The organism is Micromonospora sonchi, from assembly GCF_014646235.1.
GTDB lineage: Bacteria > Actinomycetota > Actinomycetes > Mycobacteriales > Micromonosporaceae > Micromonospora > Micromonospora sonchi.
Genome location: NZ_BMNB01000045.1, coordinates 1 through 16,996, shown reverse-complemented (window position 1 = coordinate 16,996; position 16,996 = coordinate 1). Strand labels below are relative to the sequence as shown.

Here is a 16,996-nt window from a genome sequence, read left to right as displayed (position 1 = left end):
GCCGCCGGTCAGACCGGCTCGCATCCGGGGCGGATCCGGTGCCGGGCCCTCGGGTCAGAGCACCGGGCTGGCGTCCGTGAGCAGCGCCTCGATCTCCGCGACGACCTCGTTCGGATGATGGAACACCGGATCGATCAGCGGCCCTCCCCGCCGGTCGAGCGCACCCCAGCGGCCACCGCCGTTGGTCGCCAGGAAGGCCACCGGGTGGATGAGCAGCGCCGGGTGCGCCGGTGCGACGATGACCTGACCGGTGCGGTCCACCACGCCCTTGCGGCCGGCCACGTCGACCACGGCCAGTCCCTCGTCGGTGAAGCCGTCGACGTACCGGCCGTCGGCGAGCGCGGTGTGGAAACCGTGGTAGCGGGTGGGCACCACGACCTGACCGGTGCGGTCGACGGCACCCCAGCCCTCGCGGCGTACCGCCGCCACGCCTTTGTGGAACGGCCGCACGTCGGCGAAGCCGGGTGGTACGACGACCTCCCCGCCGGTGTCGACGGCCAGCCAACCGCTCTCGTCCCGTACCACCCAGGCCAGGCCGTCGGAGAAGGGTCGGACCGCGAGGTAGGTCGGCTCGATGACGGTCTCGCCGGTCAGGCCGATCAACGACCAGCGGTCCGTCTGCGGGCCACGCACCCAGGCCAGGCCGTCGGAGAACGGCTGTGCCTCGGCGTACCGCGCCGGCACGACCATGTCGCCCTCGCTGTCCGCGTAACCCCAGAGCCCCTGGCCGCCGTCGCGCGCCGGGACCGGGTCGCGGTCCCGCTCCAACACCTCGTCCCAACCACGTGGGTACGGCCCGAAGCCACTCTCGGCGGCGCGGGCGGCGATCGCGTCCAGTCCGATCCGGACCCGGGCCAACAGTTCCGGGTCGCCCTCGCCGCGCAGGTCGAGAGCCCGCTCGAAGTGGTGGCACGCCTCGATCAACCGCCCCTGGTCGTAGCAGCAGCGGGCGGCGTGTTCGTGCAGGGCGGCGCGCAGTCGATCGGGTAGCTCGGCCGAGTTCGCCTCCGCGAACAGCCGGTCGGCCTCGGCGAACTCCCCGCGCCAGCGCAGCACGTGCGCCAACCGTGCCTGGGCCAGGGCCGCGCGGCGCAGCTCTCCGGTCGCCTCGGCGTAGGTCAACGCCATCCGGCCGTCGTCCAACGCGTCGTCGAAGTCGCCGAGGACTCGTGAGACCACCGCCCGCAGGCTCAACAGCCGGGCCCGGGACCGGTTGTCGAGGGCCGAGTCGAGTTTGTCGGTCAACCGTTCCCGGACCGTACGCAGTTCCTCCGGGTCGTCCGCGACCTCGCGCAGCGTCGTCGGGTCGAGCCGCCAGCGGTAGTTCGCCAACACCTGCTCGGGGTCGACCGGCGGCTCGGGTGCCACGGCCACCTCCGCCGCCGTCTCGCCGTCCGCAGCGGACACCGGTGGCGCGGAGACCGGGGTTGCCGCCGGTGCGGCAGCAGGCGAGGCAGCGATCGGTGGCGCGGAGACCGGCGCCGCTGGTGGCGCGGAGGCCGGCACCGCAGAGGCCGGTGGCGCGGGTGGTGCCGGTGGTGCGGAGATCGGTGGCGCGGGTGGTGCGGAGATCGGTGGTGCGGGTGGTGCGGAGATCGGTGGTGCAAGTGGGGGCGGGGGCGCGGAGATCGGTGAGGTAGCGGTCGGCGCAGTGGCGGGTGGCGGCGTCGGTGGTGCGGAGAACGGTGCGACCACCGGTGGCGCGGGTGGTTCTCCGGCCGATGGCGCCGGTGGAGCGGGCGGCGCGGAGGTCGGTGGCGTGGAGAACGGTGGCGCGGAGGTGGGCGGTGCCGGCGGCGGCATCTGTGGCGCCCATGCGGATGGCGCGTCGGTGTGCTCGGCGGCGGGTGGAGCGGAAGTCGGGTAGGCGGGTGGCGCGAAGAGCGAACCGGCCGCGGCGGGAGAGACCGGCGTGGCCGGGGCGGCCGGCGTCGGCGTCGGCGCGGCACTGTCATCGGGCCGGAACGGCCGGGTGTCCGCCGGTCCGGACGGCGGCTGGGCCGGGTCGGGAGCGGGCGACCCGAACCATGCCTGCGGGCCGTCGGAGGGTGCCCGGAGCGGCGAGTGCTCGTTCGGCGCGGGCGGTGGTGGGACGTACCGGGTCGGCTTTCGGGCGGCCGGAGCGGCGGGAGTGTCCATCCCTTCGCCCGGAGGTGCCGAGCTGCGGGACGCGGCCCCGGGAGCCGCTGGCGCGGAAACCGGTCGGTGCGCGGGTGGCGCGGAAACCGGTGGGCGGGCCGGTGGCGCGGAGACGGGTTGTGCCGTGGTGGGGCCTGCGGCGGGTGGCGCGGCGGCGACCGACGGCGCCACTGGCGGCGGGGTGGCCACGACCGGCTGGTCGAGCAGGGGCGCGGGACGGACCTGGTGCTCGTGCAGCGGGGCTGGGCGTACCTCGTGCTGGTGCAGGGGTGCCGGCCGTACCGTCTCCCCGGCCGGTGCGGGCTCCCCGGCAGAGGCCGCCGGTCGGCGCGGGCCAACCGGATCGTGGCCGGCATGTGCGGCGGGTCGTCGGTCCAGGTCCGGCCGGGGGCCGTGGGTCCATTCCCTGCCGGCGGTCGGGGTGTCGGGCCGATCCCGGCGGGTCGCGTCCGGTCGGTCGCGCTCCGCTGCCGGGGAGACCGGCTGGACCCGTCCGGCGGGGGAGACGGGTGGGGCGTACTCCGCTGCCGGGGAGACCGGCCGGGCCCGTCCGGCGGGGGAGACGGGTGGGGCGTACTCCGCTGCGGGGGAGACCGGAAGGTCGGGCACCACCGACAGGTGCGGTCGATCGGGCTGAGGTGGCTCGCGGTCGGGCGCGGGAGAGACGGGTCGGTCGAGGTCGGGCCGCTGCGCGGCCGGTCGGTCGGGCGCGAACCGTTCGGGGTCCGGTGCGTCGGGCCGGAGATCGTCGCGCCGGGGTCGGTCGGGCGGGGGCGCGGCGGGCCGCTGGTACTCGCGGTGGTTCCGGCCGGTGTCCGGCCGCAGCGGTCCCGGCTCGGGCCAGGGCAGGCTGCCACCCGGCGACCCGGCGAACGCCTGTGGCTCCCGTGCCGTCGGCTCGGGCCGGGCGTGCCCGGGCGACCGGTCGGGGTCTCGCCACTCGTCGCGCGGCTCGCGACCCGGCGCGTCGTCGACGTAACCGTCCGGGTACGGGGCGCTGTCCGGGTCCCCGACGCTGAACTCCGCCCGGTACCCGTCCACCCGGAGGCCATCGTCGTACGCGGGCTCGCCGGGGTGGCTGCTCCACTGATAGCGGGGGCGCTGCTGGGCGCCGTCGCCGGGATTCCCGCGGCTCGCGGTCTCGGCCGATCGTTGCGGGGCGGCGGGCCGACGCCGTTGCTCGCTCGGCTCCGGCAGCCAACCGGGCTCCGGCCGGCCGGTCTCGCCCGGCCGGCCGGGCGAGACCGGCGTGCCACGGTACCGGTGCTGGTCGCGGTCGGTCGGTTCGGATCGGCGCGGCCACTGGGCGTGGCGGTCGGGCTCGCGCTGGTCTCGCCGGTCGGCGTCGCGGCGGAGGTAGCCCTCGGCTTCACGATGGCCGGGCCGTTGCGAGTAGCGGTCGGGCTCGCGTCGGTCGGTGTCGCGTTGCGGGTAGCGGTCGGGCTCGCGTCGGTCGCGGCGAGGCGGCGCACCGTTCGTCGCACCCGCCGAGCTGACGTCGGACCAGGTGACTCCGTCGCGCCCACGGGGCGGCTCGGTCTGCGGGAAGTGCCGACCGTCGGGGCGCTCCGGCCGTGCGGCGGGGTACGACCGGTCGTGCGGGCGGGCACCGTTCGACCCCTCGTGACGTCGCTGTTCGGGTACCTCGTGCCGGCCCGGCCAGCCGTCCGGCTCGTCGGCCCAGGACCGGCCCACGTACGTGCCGTCGGGTCTGGTCGGCGCGAGCGGTGGCACCTCGGCCCGGCCGACGGCGCTCGCCCGGCCCCGTGCCGGCGGCGGCTGATGGTGGTCGATGCCGATGTCGCCCGGGTAACGCTGGCCCGGGAACTGTGGCTGCCATTCGCTCGTCGGCTCGCCGACCCAGGACGGCTCGCTGGGATCGTGCCACCGGTCGGCGTAGCCGCGACTCATCCGGCGGACCTGTCGGTGCGGTCGCGAGGCCGATGCTCGGCGCGGCAGGTGGCGGCGGGCCGCCCGCTCACGGCCGCGCCCCGGTGGTCGGCTCGCGTCCGCTCGCTCACGGCGATGTCACCTCGTCGGAAATGGTCGCGCTGGGCGCCTCCGGGAACCGGTGAGGTCGCTCGTTCCGGTACCGGATGGCTGCGGAAGGAGGGTAGCGGCGTGGACTCGCTCACCGCCACTGCGGCGCGGTGCCGTAGCCAAACGTTATCCTATTGATCCGGACATTTGCTTCCTTGTCGGAATCGGACTTCTGACGGTATCCGGCCCTGGTCAGCCTGCGGTTGCCGGATCCGCCGCGCACCTCGATGATGCCGCGACTCGCGCCGCCCGCCGGCCGGGGTGTCACGGGTGTTCCATGATCAGTACGGCGAAGGTGCCCGGTTCGAGGGCCTGGTAACGGTGCGGCGCGTCGCCGGGGAAGGTCGCGTAGTCGCCAGGCCCGAGTTCCACCTGCTCGTGCTCCGGTCCGCACCGTAGCCGGCCGGAGCCCACCACGATGTGCTCGACACTCCGCGGGGTGTGCGGTTCGGCGGTGCGGACCCCGTCCGGCTCCAGTTCGATCAGGTAGACGTCGCGGCGCGCGTGTGCGGTGCCGGCGGTCAGGAGCGTGCCGGTGAAGTCGGCGTGCTCGGACCGGATTTGCGGCCCGTCGCCGGCCCGGATCACGCGCACGCCGGACGTCGGTGGCTCGACCAACCGGCTGAACGGCACGTCGAGTGCCGCGCCCAACGCCCACAGTGTCTCCACGCTCGGGTTGCCCACCCCCGACTCGAGTTGGGACAGGGTGGATTTGGCGATCCCGGCGCGGCGGGCGAGTTCGGTCAGCGACAGGCCGACCCGTTGCCGTTCGTGGCGCAGGGCGGCGGCGATGGTGGCCAGCGGGGGAGAGGGCTGTGTGGGCATTGGTTCGCTCCGACGTCCAGTTTGTTCGATTTGACGAACGACAGGGGGCGTGTTCATTATGCTGAACCATGCGTACACCAGAACGAACGCCGGGGGTGCTGCGCGACGTCGCCGCCATTGGCGCGGCGATGGCGGCCGTCGGTGCCTCGTTCGGCGCCATGGCGGTCGCCGCCGGGCTGCCCGGCTGGGCGGCCGTCGCCATGTCCATGCTGGTCTACGCCGGGGGCGCGCAGTTCATGGCGATCGGGCTGATGTCCGCCGGCAATCCCGTGGCCGCCGTCCTCGCCGGGCTGCTGATCAACGCCCGGCACCTGCCGTTCGGTCTGGCTCTCGGCGACGCGATCGGGCACCGGCTGCGGCACCGGCTGCTCGGCAGCCACCTGATGACCGACGAGGCGACCGCCTTTACGCTGGCCCGTCCGGCCGGTGCCGTCCGGCGGCGGGCCTTCTGGCTCGCCGGCGTCCTGCTCTTTCTGGCCTGGAACGGCGGCACCCTGCTCGGCGTGCTGGTCGGTGGGGTGGCCGGCGACCCGGCCGCGTTCGGGGTGGACGCCGCGTTTCCGGCCGGGCTGATCGCCCTGCTGCTGCCCTCGCTGCGGGACCGGGACACCCGGCGGGCCGCGCTGGGTGGCGCGGTGGTGGCGGTGCTGACCACGCCGCTGTTGCCAGCCGGCCTGCCGGTGCTGCTCGCCCTGGTGGGCCCGGGGCTGCTGGCCGTACGCCGACTGACGCGGCGGCACCCGGCGCCGGCCGATGACGTCGACGGGCCGGTGGCCGGCGCGCCGGCGGAGGGGACCCGGGCGGTGCCGGCCGGAGCAGTGCCGGCCGGAGCAGGGCCGGGTCGAGCAGTGCCGGCCGGAGGCGAGGAGGAGCGATGCTGATCGCGGTGATCGTGGCGTTGGCCGTCGGGACGTACGCCTTCCGGGTCGCCGGGGTGTTGCTGCGGGACCGGCTCGACCTGCCGGCCTGGGCGCGGCAGTTGCTGCCGGTCGGTGCGGCGACGCTGCTGGCGGCGCTGGCGGCGACCGCGGCGTTGACCGAGGTCGGCTGGTTCGCCGGCTGGGCCCGGCCGGCCGGCGTCCTGGTGGGAGTGCTGCTGGCCTGGCGGCGGGCGCCGTTCGCGATCGTGGTCGTCGCCGCCGCCGGCACCGCGGCGCTGCTGCGTCTGCTCGGCGTGCCCTGAGCGGTCAGACCCGGTCGCCGATGGCGCTGCTCAGACCTGGTCGCCGATGGCGCTGGTCAGACCTGGTCGCCGATGGCGACGCGGGGTTCCGGGGTACGCAGCTTGCGGAAGGTGATCGCCCGCATGATGGCGTAGAGGTACAGCGACCCCATCCGCTGGGTGGTCTGCGGGAAGCGGGCCATGACCAGCTTCTTGATCTTCCGGGAAATGAGCACGGAGTCGATCACCACGCCCACGGCCAGCGCGCCCCACAGCAGATTGGAGGCCAGCCGGATCGCCTCGGGCATCATCTGGTTCGAGCCGATCAGCACGACCAGCGCGCCGCCGAAGAACCAGGTGCCGACGGTACGCCGGGAGTCGACCACGTTGCGCGCCAGCACCCGCTCCGGGCCCCGGTCGCGGGGGCCGCCCTCGCGCCGGAACTCGGCCGCCGCCTCGGCGCGGCGTTCCCGCCGCAGCGCCTTGGCCTCCTCCTTGGTCAGCGGCTTGGTCGCGCCAGCCGGCCGACGGCCGGTGGCGGGCCGCTTCGGCGTCTGGCGCCCCTTGCCCGGGGTGTAGCCACGGGGACGCGCGTCCTCCTCCGCCGGGGTTACCGGTTCGGTGGCGGGGTCGGCGAGGTCAGCGGACTTACGGCGAAACAGCGACAGCACGCGGCAAGGGTAGCCAACGTCGCGTGCCCGGTGCACATCGCGGGTGCACCGGACACGGGCGGGTGGGTCGGTGGGTGACCGGGATCAGGGCCGCTCGACGTGCGCGCCGAGGTCCGCGAGCTTGGCCTCGAAGTCCTCGTAGCCCCGGTTGATCAGGTCGACGCCGTACACCCGGGAGGTGCCCTCGGCGGCCAGCGCGGCGATCAGGTGGCTGAATCCGGCCCGCAGGTCCGGGATGACCAGGTCGGCGGCGTGCAGTTTGCTCGGCCCGGCTATCACCGCCGAATGCTTGAAGTTGCGCCGGCCGAAGCGGCACGGGGTGCCACCCAGGCAGTCCCGGTAGACCTGGATGTTGGCGCCCATGGAGTTGAGCGCCTCGGTGTAGCCCAGCCGCTGCTCGTAGACGGTCTCGTGGACGATCGACAGGCCGCGGGCCTGGGTCAGCGCGACGACCAGCGGCTGCTGCCAGTCGGTCATGAAGCCCGGGTGCACGTCCGTTTCCAGGGCCACCGCGTTCAGCTCGCCGCCCGGGTGCCAGAACCGGATGCCGCCCTCCTGGCCGGGGTGGCCCAGCTTCGGCGGCCGGGCGTCGGTCACCTCGTACTCGCCGCCGACCGAGCGGAAGACGTTGAGGAAGGTCATCATGTCGGCCTGCTCGGCACCCAGCACCTCGACGTGACCACGGGTGGCCAGCGCCGCCGCCGCCCAGCTCGCCGCCTCGATCCGGTCCGGGATCGGCCGATGCGTGTAGCCGTGCAGCTTCGGCACGCCCTGAATCTCGATCACCCGGTCGGTGTGCACCTTGATGATCGCGCCCATCTTCTGCAGGATGCAGATCAGGTCGATGATCTCCGGCTCCACGGCGGCGTTGCGCAACTCGGTGACGCCCTCGGCCATCACCGCGGTGAGCAGCACCTGCTCGGTCGCGCCCACGCTGGGGTAGGGCAGCGCGAACTTGGTGCCGCGCAGGCCGTTCGGCGCGGACAGGTGCAGCCCCTCGGGCGTCTTGTCCACCGTGGCGCCGAACTCCCGCAGGGCCTGCAGGTGGAAGTCGATCGGCCGCGGACCGATGTGACAGCCGCCCAGGTCGGGTATGAAGGCGTGCCCGAGACGGTGCAGCAACGGACCGCAGAACAGGATCGGGATCCGGCTGGAGCCGGCGTGCACGTTGATCTGGTCGGTGCTGGCGCTCTCCACGTTCGCCGGGTCGAAGACCAGTTCGCCGTCGTCGTCGCCGTCGGTGACCTTGACGCCGTGCAGCCCGAGCAGGCCCCGGACCACCTCCACGTCACGGATCTTCGGTACGTCGAACAACCGGCTCGGGCTGTCGCCGAGGAGTGCGGCGACCATCGCCTTGGAGACCAGGTTCTTCGCGCCGCGCACGCGGATCCGCCCTTGCAGCGGGGTGCCTCCGTGTACGACCAGGACGTCGTCGGTCAACGCAACCTCCAGCGCGTGCGTGCTGCCGTTTCGATGTGGGGACACCACGGGTCGCTACCCGCGAACCGGTCGTGGGCAAACGTCGGCCCGTGTGTTGTCGCCCGGGCAGCATAGCCCTCCGTGACGAGTTTGGATCCGGTCACACCGTTGGGGAGGGCATCAATCGGTGATCCGGCACTTTCTCGTACCTTCCGCATTACCGAGGGTGATCGTCTGGCCGTTCAGGAACCGGGCAGCGCCAGCATCTGGTCCAGCGCGACCCGGGCCTGGTGCGCGGTGTCGGCGTCGACGGTGATCTGGTTGACCACCCGGCCGGCGACCAGTTCCTCCAGCGCCCACACCAGATGCGGCAGGTCGATGCGGTTCATCGTCGAGCAGTAGCAGACCGCCCGGTCGAGGAACATGATCTGCTTGTCCGGGTGGGCCAGTGCGAGCCGGCGAACCAGGTTCAACTCGGTGCCGACCGCCCACGCGGAACCGGCGGGCGCCGCCTCGATGGTCCGGATGATGTACTCGGTCGAGCCCACCAGGTCGGCGGCCTTGACCACCTCGTGGCGGCACTCCGGGTGCACCAGCACGTTGACCCCGGGCACCCGCTCGCGGACGTCGTTCACGCTGTCGAGGGTGAACCGGCCGTGCACCGAACAGTGCCCACGCCAGAGGATCATGCGCGCGTCGCGCAGCTGTTCCGAGGTGAGCCCGCCGCCCGGCTTGTGCGGGTCGTAGAGCACACAGTCGTCCAGGGAGAAGCCCATCTCCAGCACCGCCGTGTTGCGACCCAGGTGCTGGTCGGGCAGGAAGAGCACCTTCTCGCCCTGCTCGTATGCCCATTCCAGGGCCCGCTTGGCGTTGGAGGAGGTGCAGACCACGCCGCCGTGCCGGCCGACGAAGCCCTTGATGTCCGCCGAGGAGTTCATGTAGGTGACCGGGGTCGTCCGCTCGGCCACACCCACGTCGGTGAGGACGTCCCAGGCGTTCTCGACCTGTGGCAGCGCGGCCATGTCCGCCATCGAGCAGCCGGCCGCCAGGTCGGGCAGGACGACGCGCTGCGCGTCCGAGGTGAGGATGTCCGCGCTCTCGGCCATGAAGTGCACGCCGCAGAAGACGATGTACTCCGCGTCCGGCCGGGCGGCGGCCTCGCGGGCCAGCTTGAACGAGTCGCCGGTCACGTCGGCGAACTGGATCACCTCGTCGCGCTGGTAGTGATGGCCGAGCACGAAGACCTTGTCGCCGAGCGCGGCCTTGGCCGCCGCCGCCCGGGCCACCAGGTCGGGATCACTCGGCGCCGGCAGATCGCCCGGACACTCCACGCCACGTTCGGTGGCGGGATCGCTGCCACGGCCGAGGAGCAGCAGCGCGGTGGCGGTGTTGGAGGGTTCAACCCAGGTCGACGACGTCACGCGCTCCATGGTCCCACAGCGAAACCGGTGCGCAGCCCCCACCGGTGTGGGCTGCCACACTGCCAGGCATGCGCGTACTGCTCTGCCCGGACAAGTTCGCCGGCACGCTGCCGGCCCCCCAGGTGGCCGCCGCCGTGGCCGACGGTTGGCGGGAGGTCGCCCCCGGAGACGACCTGCTGATCAGACCTCTGGCCGACGGCGGGCCCGGTTTCCTCGACGTGCTCGCCGAAGCGCTGCCCGGTCGGCGGGTGCCGGTGCCGACGGTCGATCCGCTGGGCCGCCCGGCCGCCGGTGAGATGCTGCTCACCGACGACGGGGCGACCGCCTGGCTGGAGAGCGCGCAGGCGTGCGGACTGCACCTGCTCGCCGCCGCCGAGCGCGATCCGTTGGCCGCCACGTCGTACGGGCTGGGGCTGTTGGTCGCCGCCGCGGTCGAGGCGGGCGTCCGTACGGTGATCGTCGGGTTGGGTGGTTCGGCGACCAACGACGGTGGCGCGGGGATGCTCACCGCGCTGGGCGCCGTGCCGCTGGACGGCACCGGCATGGCCCTGCCGTACGGCGGCGCCGCGCTGACCGCCGTGGCCACGCTCGACGGCGTCCCCCGGCTGCGCTCCGCACGGCTGATCGCCGCCACCGACGTGGACAACCCGCTGCTCGGGCTGCACGGGGCGAGCAACGTCTTCGGACCGCAGAAGGGCGCCGACCGCGCCGACGTGCTGCTGCTCGACGCCGCGCTGCAACGCTGGGCCGAGGTGCTGGAGCGGGACCTGCCCGGCTGCCCCGGCGGGCTGGGCGAGCTGCCCGGCGGGGGCGCGGCCGGCGGCATCGGCGCGGCGCTGCTGGCCCTCGGTGGGCGGTGCGAGTCCGGGATCGGGCTGGTCAGCCGAGCTGTCCGGCTGGACGCCGCGCTCGACGAGGTCGACCTGGTGATCACCGGGGAGGGCAGGTTCGACCACCAGTCGCTACGCGGCAAGGTGGTCGCCGGAGTGGCCGGCGCCGCCCGCGACCGGGGCGTACCCTGCGTCGTGCTCGCCGGGCAGGTGAGCACGGGTCGGCGCGAGGCGGCGGCGGTCGGGGTGACCGACGCGTACAGTCTGGTGGAGCACTTCGGCGGTGAGGAACGCGGCGGCCTGGCCGCGGCCCTGGACCGCCCGGCCGAGGGGCTACGGGCGCTCGGCGCCCGACTGGCCCGGCAGTGGAGCCGCTGACCGCATCCCGGCGGCCTACAATCGGTATCTGGACCACTTGTGGGAATCGCTGACCGGCGGCTGACGTTGGCCAGGAAAGACCACACCCGAACGCGCGCAGGGAGAATTCCACGTGACCACGCCAGCGCAGACCGAGTCGACCGAGGCCAAGGCCCCCACGTCCGTCGTCCTCACCGACGTCGCGGCGCAGAAGGTCAAGGCCCTGATCGAGCAGGAGGGCCGCGACGACCTGCGGCTCCGGGTCGCCGTGCAGCCGGGTGGCTGCTCCGGCCTGCGGTACCAACTCTTCTTCGACGAGCGTTCGCTCGACGGTGACGTCGTCACCGACTACGACGGCGTCGAGGTCGTCGTCGACCGGATGAGCGCCCCGTACCTTTCCGGCGCCACCATCGACTTCGCCGACCGGATCGACGCCCAGGGCTTCACCATCGACAACCCCAACGCGGGCAACTCCTGCGCCTGCGGCGACTCCTTCAACTGACTCGATCTCCCCGACGGCGGGGCAGCCCTGCGGGCTGCCCCGCCGTCGGCCTCCCTGCCCGGTCGCGGCGCCGGTAGGCTGACCGCGCTCTGCTTCCGACCTCGAGGGTTGCCATGAAGATCGCCGTGACCGGCTCGATCGCCACCGACCACCTGATGAGCTTCCCGGGCCGGTTCGCCGACCAGCTCATCGCCGACCAGCTGCACAAGGTGTCCCTCTCCTTCCTGGTGGACGACCTGGTGCTGCGCCGGGGCGGGGTGGCGGCGAACATCGCGTTCGGCATGGGGCAGCTCGGCCTGCGCCCGGTGCTGCTCGGCGCCGTCGGTGCCGACTTCGCCGACTACCGTTCCTGGCTGGAGCGGCACGGGGTGGACTGCGACTCGGTGCACGTCAGTGAGGTGGCGCACACCGCACGTTTCGTCTGCACCACGGATACCGAGATGTGCCAGATCGCCTCCTTCTACGCCGGTGCGATGAGCGAGGCCCGCAACATCGAGCTGCAGCCGGTCGCCCAGCGTCTCGGCGGGCTGGACCTGGTGCTGGTCGGCGCCAACGACCCGGAGGCGATGCTGCGGCACTCCGCCGAGTGTCGTGAGCGCGGCTACCCGTTCGCCGCCGACCCGTCCCAGCAGCTCGCCCGCATGCCGGGCGAGGAGGTGGTGGCGCTGATCGAGGGCGCGGACTACCTGATGACCAACGACTACGAGAAGTCGCTGCTCCAGCAGAAGGCCGGGCTCAGTGACGACCAGCTGCTGGACCTGGTCCGGGTCCGGGTCACCACGCTGGGCAAGCACGGGGTGGAGATCGCCGGGCGGGACATCGACCCGATCCACGTACCGATCGCCCGCCAGACCCAGGCGGTCGACCCCACCGGCGTCGGCGACGGCTTCCGGGCCGGGTTCTTCACCGCGCTGTCCTGGGGGGTCGGGCTGGAACGGGCCGCCCAGGTCGGCTCCCTGCTCGCCACCCTGGTGCTGGAGACCGTCGGCACCCAGGAGTACGACGTGCGCCGCGACCTGTTCGTCAAGCGCCTCGCCGAGTCCTACGGCGACCAGGCCGCCGACGACATCCGCCCGCACATCCTCCCCTGACTACCCGTGCGAGCCAGCACTTCGCATGCCAAAATCCGGCATGACGATTCGCCGCGCCGTGCCCGATATCACCACCGGCGATCCGGCCGCGAGCAGCGGCTTCTACCAGCTTTTGGGCTTCCGTGAGGAGATGAACCTGGGCTGGGTGGTCAACCTGGTCTCACCGTCCAACCCCACCGCCCAGGTCATCCTCATCACCAAAGATGCAGCGGCCCCCGTAAACCCGGATCTCAGCGTGGAGGTCGATGACGTCGACGCCGCCTACGAGGCGGTACGCGCGACGGGCGCAGAGATCGTGCACCCGATCACCGACGAGCAGTGGGGCGTCCGGCGCTTCTTCGTCCGCGACCCGGATGGCAAGGTGGTCAACGTCGTCAGCCACCACTGAACCGGCAGAAGGACCAAGGGCTACCGGTCCCGACAAGCCTCTCGAATCTGGGCGAACTGGTGAGGCGACGGCATGGAACTGTCGGCCATCATGGGACCGGCCGCGCGCGGGTGAGGTCGGTGGTCAGCGGGTGAGGCGGGTGGTCGGGGTAACTGCGGTGATGAAGGTCGACCACTGGCGACGCGAGAAGGTGAGCACGGGGCCGGAACGGTCCTTGCTGTCCCGCACCGCCACCACGTCGGGCAGGATCGCGCACTCGACACAGTCGCCGTTGTTGGTGCTGCGGCTGCTGGTGAACCAGTGGGCGGCGGAGAGGTCGGGGGTGGACACGCTCGCCTCCGGGGCTAGGCCGCGCCGGCCAACCCCCTGATCAACGCGCGCGACTCGGCGGGCGAGAGGGCGACCTGGCGCAGGTTGTCGGCCACCATTCTATAGGTCCGCACGCCGTCCGGATCCTGCACGTACATCGCCCCGTCGAGGACCTCGGTGTAGGCGATCGGCTGGACGTGGGCGAAGTCCAGCAGGACGAACTTGCCGATCGCGCCTGCCGCGTGCGGACCGTCCTCGGGGCGGAGCACCTGCACGGTCACGTTCGGCAGCTCCGACATCGCCGCCAGGTGGGCGAGCTGGGCGCGTCGGGTCTCGTCACCGTTGACCCGCAGCCGCAGCGCCGCCTCGCCGATGACCGCGTGCAGCGTCAGCGGCTCCTCGTCGGTCAACCGCTGCGCCCTTGCCTGCCGGAACGACACGAAGCGCTCGGCGTGGTCCGGCCGGACGAAGCCGGTGCCGAGAGTCAGGGCCTGGGCGTAGCTCTCGGTCTGGAGCAGGCCCGGGATCACCATCGACTCGAAGACGAACGCGCCGTCAGCGAGACCTTCCAGGCCGACGTACGCCTCTTCTCTCGCTCCGGTCGTCAGCTGCGACTGCTCTGGGTGGATGAGGCGTTGCGTTGTTAATAGGGGGCCCCGCCTATGCACGAGGCGTTAATAAGGGGCCCTTCCTTTCACCGTGCCCGGCGGATGTGGTGGGCGGGGCCGGTGGTGCCGAGGAAATCGTGGCCGCGCATGCGGCACCAGGCGGGGATGTCGACCGCGGCCGCCGGGTCGTCGGCGAGCACCCGGAGCACCGCGCCGACCGGCAGCTCGGGCAGCCGGCGGGCCAGCGCGATCACCGGCAGCGGGCACCGCTGACCGAGGCAGTCGAGGACCTCGTCGGGCTCGCCGGCGACCGGGCCCTCCGGGGCGGTCACAGGCCCACCACCCCGGCTTGGGCGCGCAGGTCGGCGATGATGCCGGGCAACTCGGCGAGGAAGCGTTCCACGTCGGCCTCGGTGGTGCCGCGGTGCAGCGAGACGCGTACGTTGCCGTGCGAGAGCACCCCCATCGCCTCCAGCACGTGCGAGGGGCGCAGCGTGGACGAGGTGCAGGACGAGCCGGACGAGACCGCGAAGCCGCGCCGGTCCAGCGCGTGCAGCAGCGCCTCGCCGTCGACGTAGAGGCAGGAGAAGGTGACCAGGTGCGGCAGTCGCCGCTCGGGATCGCCGACCACCTCCACGTCCGGCACCTCGGCCGCCACCCGGGCCCGGATCCGGTCCACCAGCGGCGCCAGCCGGGCGGCCTCCGCCGCCGCGTCGGCCGCCGCCGCGCGCAGACTCGCCGCCGCCGCCACCACGGCCGGCAGGTTCACCGTGCCCGGCACCCGGCCCGCCTCGCGCTCGTCGGCCGGCCAGGGCGACTCCCAGCGGGTGCCCTTGCGGACCACCAGCAGCCCGACGCCGGGCGGGCCGCCCCACTTGCGGGCGCTGGCGGTCAGCACCGACCAGCCCGCCGGCACCGGCATCCGAGCCACCGTCTGGGCGGCGTCGACGTACAGCGGCACCCCCGCGTCGGCGCAGGCCGCCGCCGCGGCCTCGACCGGCTGGACGGTGCCCACCTCGTGGCTGGCCGCGATCAACGCGGCCAGCGCCACTCCGGGCCCGGCCACCGCCCGTGACCAGGCGTCGAGGTCCAACCGGCCGAGGCGGTCGACCGGCACCTCGCTCGCCGCGCCGCCGCCCGCCACGTGCCGCTCGGCGGCGTGCAGCACGGCCGAGTGCTCGATCGCCGAGTGCACCAGCACCGTGCCGGCCCGCCGCCGTCCGGCCAGGCCGCCGAGCACGGCGGAATGCGCCGCGGTGGTGCCGTTGGCGGTGAAGGAGAGCTCGTCGGGGCGTACGCCGAGGGTGTCTGCCGCGGCCTCGCGCGCGGCGTCGAGCAACTGGCGGGCGCGCCGGGCGGACGCGTAGAGCCGGTCGGGGTCGGCCCAACCGTCGTCGAGTGCGGCGAGTAACGCCTGCCGCGCGACCGGGTGCAGCGGGGCGGCGGTGGCGGCGTCCAGGTAAACGGGGGAAGGGATCACGTCTTAGCACGCTATCGCCTCCGCCGATGCCGGATACCCCGTCGGGTGCTGACTCTGACCCCAACCGGGTCCAGCCCGTCATGGTCGAGTAATCTGCGACCGTCGGTGACGCCTTTGCCGCTGGTGCGGTGGCTCCGCTCGGCGGAGCCGACCAGATCGAGGAAGACACCGCGGCGCGCTAGGGAGGCAGGACCAGGTGGTCGCAGAGAGTTCGGAAGTACGGCCGACGGCCGTACGGCGCAGCGCATCCCCAGGAGCCGGTGCGCGGCGGGGGCGTCGCGTCGGACGTCTCGCCGGGCTCGGCTTCGGTGGGGCGGCGCTGCTGGTCCTGCTCACGGGCTGTGACGTCGGCGCGGCGTTCGGCGGTTTCGGCTGGCCGCAGGGGGGCATCACCCCGGAGGCCCGGCGGATGTACGACCTGTGGATCGCCTCGTGCATCGCGGCGCTCGTGGTCGGTCTGCTGGTCTGGGGCCTGATCTTCTGGTGCATCGTGCGCTACCGCAAGCGTGGCAACGAGCTGCCGGTGCAGACCCGCTACAACCTGCCGATGGAGTTCCTGTACACCATCGCGCCGGTGCTGATCGTCGCCGTGCTCTTCTACTACACCGCGGTCGTGCAGACCGACGTGGTGAAGACCACCAGCAACCCCGACGTCACCGTCGAGGTGGTCGCGTTCAAGTGGAACTGGCAGTTCAACTACCGCGACGGCCAGGGCGAGGACGCCAACACCACCGCGTCGGTGCTGGGCACCAGCGAGGTCATCCCGATCCTGGTGCTGCCGACCGACCGGTCCATCCGGTTCGAGGAGACCAGCAAGGACGTCGTCCACTCGTTCTGGGTGCCGGAGATGCTGTTCAAGCGGGACGTCATGCCGGGCAACATCCGCAACGTCTTCGAGGTCTCCCGGCTGGAGGGCGAGGGGGCGTACGTGGGCCGTTGCGCCGAGCTCTGCGGCAGCTACCACGCCTTCATGAACTTCGAGCTGCGGGTGGTCTCGCCGGAGAAGTTCGACCGGTTCCTCGCGGCCAAGCAGGACGGGGCCTCGACCCAGGATGCGCTGACCGCCGTCGGCGAGGAGCCGTACGCGGTGAAGACGCGGCCGTTCGAGACGCGGCGTACCGAGCACAACTTCAACCAGGGCAGCGCTGCGGTCGGCGCGGGAAGCTGAGGCAACGGGCATGAAGACCGAGTGGCGTATTTTCCTGAGCATCGCCGCGTTCCTGCTCTTCACGGCCGTCCTCTACGGCGCTTGGACCTACGGCGAGGCGGGTGCTGGTCGCATCGAGTGGATCGGCACCGTGGCCCTGCTGTTGTCGGCCACGCTCTGCACGATGTGCGGCGGCTTCTTCTGGTTCGTGGCGCGTCGGATCGACCTGCGCCCGGAGGACCGCCCGGACGGTGAGATCGCCGACGGCGCGGGTGAGGTCGGCTTCTTCAGCCCGGGCAGCTACTGGCCGATGGGCCTGGCGCTGTCCGCCACGATCGGCGGCTTCGGCCTGGTGTACTGGCAGCTCTGGCTGCTCGGCCTGGGCGCGATAGCGGTGATCTTCGCCGCCTGCGGCCTGCTGTTCGAGTACTACTCCGGCACCCGCCGCACCGCCGAACACTGACCCCGTTACGCGGGAAGCCCGCCTCCCCAGGGGAGGCGGGCTTCCCGCTTTCATCCCCCGGGCCGCGTTGATCATGAGGTTAGCGGCAGTTCAGGAGATCGACATCGCCGCTAACCTCATGATCAACGCGCTTCAGGGCGGGTG

The 16,996-nt window shown here is 72.8% G+C and carries 17 protein-coding genes; 8 read left to right on the top strand and 9 right to left on the bottom strand.

All coding sequences use genetic code 11. The annotated features are described in order from the left end of the window. Nucleotides 1–54: 54 nt before the first annotated feature. A complete protein-coding gene (locus tag IEY61_RS31615; RefSeq protein WP_229706532.1) occupies nt 55–4,050 on the bottom strand; it encodes a WG repeat-containing protein in 3,996 nt (1,331 codons plus the stop codon). Nucleotides 4,051–4,443: 393 nt separating this feature from the next. After that, nucleotides 4,444–5,004, bottom strand: a complete 561-nt coding sequence (locus IEY61_RS28905) for a helix-turn-helix domain-containing protein (protein ID WP_189050050.1) — start codon at nt 5,002–5,004, stop codon at nt 4,444–4,446. Nucleotides 5,005–5,072: 68 nt separating this feature from the next. Between IEY61_RS28905 and IEY61_RS28900 the strand changes: the two genes are divergently transcribed. Together IEY61_RS28900 and IEY61_RS28895 are read left to right on the top strand one after the other, a co-directional pair. Beyond that, nucleotides 5,073–5,885, top strand: coding sequence for an AzlC family ABC transporter permease (locus tag IEY61_RS28900; RefSeq protein ID WP_189050048.1), 813 nt, complete (start codon nt 5,073–5,075; stop codon nt 5,883–5,885). Then, nucleotides 5,879–6,187, top strand: a complete 309-nt coding sequence (locus IEY61_RS28895; protein WP_189050046.1) for an AzlD domain-containing protein — start codon at nt 5,879–5,881, stop codon at nt 6,185–6,187. Before IEY61_RS28900 ends, IEY61_RS28895 begins: the two co-directional genes overlap by 7 nt. A gap of 56 nt (nt 6,188–6,243) precedes the next feature. Here IEY61_RS28895 and IEY61_RS28890 read toward each other — a convergent pair whose 3' ends face one another. The 3 genes from IEY61_RS28890 to nadA form a co-directional block, all read right to left on the bottom strand. Further along, nucleotides 6,244–6,834: a DUF3043 domain-containing protein gene (locus IEY61_RS28890; RefSeq protein WP_189050079.1), complete on the bottom strand. Its 591-nt coding sequence runs from the start codon at nt 6,832–6,834 to the stop codon at nt 6,244–6,246. Between the two features lie 87 nt (nt 6,835–6,921). Further along, nucleotides 6,922–8,277, bottom strand: a complete 1,356-nt coding sequence (gene murA / locus IEY61_RS28885) for a UDP-N-acetylglucosamine 1-carboxyvinyltransferase (protein WP_189050077.1) — start codon at nt 8,275–8,277, stop codon at nt 6,922–6,924. 221 nt (nt 8,278–8,498) lie between these two features. Continuing rightward, nucleotides 8,499–9,686, bottom strand: coding sequence for a quinolinate synthase NadA (gene nadA, locus IEY61_RS28880; protein ID WP_189050044.1), 1,188 nt, complete (start codon nt 9,684–9,686; stop codon nt 8,499–8,501). Nucleotides 9,687–9,745: 59 nt separating this feature from the next. Here nadA and IEY61_RS28875 point away from each other — a divergent pair, with 59 nt between their 5' ends. The 4 genes from IEY61_RS28875 to IEY61_RS28860 all read left to right on the top strand — a co-directional run bounded on the left by IEY61_RS28875 (nt 9,746) and on the right by IEY61_RS28860 (nt 12,845). Next, on the top strand, nt 9,746–10,885 hold the full coding sequence (locus tag IEY61_RS28875; RefSeq protein ID WP_189050042.1) for a glycerate kinase family protein: 1,140 nt from the start codon (nt 9,746–9,748) through the stop codon (nt 10,883–10,885). A gap of 112 nt (nt 10,886–10,997) precedes the next feature. After that, nucleotides 10,998–11,366, top strand: coding sequence for an iron-sulfur cluster insertion protein ErpA (gene erpA / locus IEY61_RS28870; protein ID WP_189050040.1), 369 nt, complete (start codon nt 10,998–11,000; stop codon nt 11,364–11,366). A 113-nt stretch (nt 11,367–11,479) separates the two neighbouring features. Beyond that, the gene (locus tag IEY61_RS28865) at nt 11,480–12,457 is read left to right on the top strand and encodes a carbohydrate kinase family protein (protein WP_189050038.1); all 978 of its coding nucleotides are present in this window, start codon (nt 11,480–11,482) and stop codon (nt 12,455–12,457) included. A gap of 40 nt (nt 12,458–12,497) precedes the next feature. Beyond that, nucleotides 12,498–12,845: a VOC family protein gene (locus tag IEY61_RS28860; protein WP_189050036.1), complete on the top strand. Its 348-nt coding sequence runs from the start codon at nt 12,498–12,500 to the stop codon at nt 12,843–12,845. A 123-nt stretch (nt 12,846–12,968) separates the two neighbouring features. Here the strand turns inward: IEY61_RS28860 and IEY61_RS28855 are convergent, their stop codons facing one another. The 4 genes from IEY61_RS28855 to IEY61_RS28840 are packed head-to-tail and all read right to left on the bottom strand — an operon-like array spanning nt 12,969 to nt 15,242. Next, a complete protein-coding gene (locus tag IEY61_RS28855; protein ID WP_189050015.1) occupies nt 12,969–13,175 on the bottom strand; it encodes a DUF397 domain-containing protein in 207 nt (68 codons plus the stop codon). 14 nt (nt 13,176–13,189) lie between these two features. Then, nucleotides 13,190–13,822, bottom strand: a complete 633-nt coding sequence (locus IEY61_RS28850) for a DUF5753 domain-containing protein (protein WP_189050013.1) — start codon at nt 13,820–13,822, stop codon at nt 13,190–13,192. 26 nt (nt 13,823–13,848) lie between these two features. Next, the gene (locus IEY61_RS28845) at nt 13,849–14,094 is read right to left on the bottom strand and encodes a sulfurtransferase TusA family protein (RefSeq protein ID WP_189050011.1); all 246 of its coding nucleotides are present in this window, start codon (nt 14,092–14,094) and stop codon (nt 13,849–13,851) included. Further along, complete coding sequence (locus IEY61_RS28840; RefSeq protein ID WP_189050009.1) at nt 14,091–15,242, bottom strand: cysteine desulfurase family protein; 1,152 nt, start codon at nt 15,240–15,242, stop codon at nt 14,091–14,093. The genes IEY61_RS28845 and IEY61_RS28840 overlap by 4 nt, the downstream gene beginning before the upstream one ends. Before the next feature lie 196 nt (nt 15,243–15,438). Between IEY61_RS28840 and ctaC the strand changes: the two genes are divergently transcribed. After that, entirely contained in the window at nt 15,439–16,410 is a 972-nt protein-coding gene (ctaC, locus tag IEY61_RS28835; protein ID WP_189050007.1) for an aa3-type cytochrome oxidase subunit II, read from the top strand. A 10-nt stretch (nt 16,411–16,420) separates the two neighbouring features. After that, the gene (locus IEY61_RS28830; RefSeq protein ID WP_189050005.1) at nt 16,421–16,852 is read left to right on the top strand and encodes a cytochrome c oxidase subunit 4; all 432 of its coding nucleotides are present in this window, start codon (nt 16,421–16,423) and stop codon (nt 16,850–16,852) included. Nucleotides 16,853–16,996 lie beyond the last annotated feature (144 nt).

Coding starts and splice junctions, on each gene's coding strand:
- IEY61_RS31615 (WP_229706532.1), bottom strand. CDS start 4,050: ATGAGTCGCGGCTACGCCGACCGGTGGCACGATCCCAGCGAGCCGTCC.
- IEY61_RS28905 (WP_189050050.1), bottom strand. CDS start 5,004: ATGCCCACACAGCCCTCTCCCCCGCTGGCCACCATCGCCGCCGCCCTG.
- IEY61_RS28900 (WP_189050048.1), top strand. CDS start 5,073: ATGCGTACACCAGAACGAACGCCGGGGGTGCTGCGCGACGTCGCCGCC.
- IEY61_RS28895 (WP_189050046.1), top strand. CDS start 5,879: ATGCTGATCGCGGTGATCGTGGCGTTGGCCGTCGGGACGTACGCCTTC.
- nadA (WP_189050044.1), bottom strand. CDS start 9,686: ATGGAGCGCGTGACGTCGTCGACCTGGGTTGAACCCTCCAACACCGCC.
- IEY61_RS28875 (WP_189050042.1), top strand. CDS start 9,746: ATGCGCGTACTGCTCTGCCCGGACAAGTTCGCCGGCACGCTGCCGGCC.
- IEY61_RS28865 (WP_189050038.1), top strand. CDS start 11,480: ATGAAGATCGCCGTGACCGGCTCGATCGCCACCGACCACCTGATGAGC.
- IEY61_RS28860 (WP_189050036.1), top strand. CDS start 12,498: ATGACGATTCGCCGCGCCGTGCCCGATATCACCACCGGCGATCCGGCC.
- IEY61_RS28830 (WP_189050005.1), top strand. CDS start 16,421: ATGAAGACCGAGTGGCGTATTTTCCTGAGCATCGCCGCGTTCCTGCTC.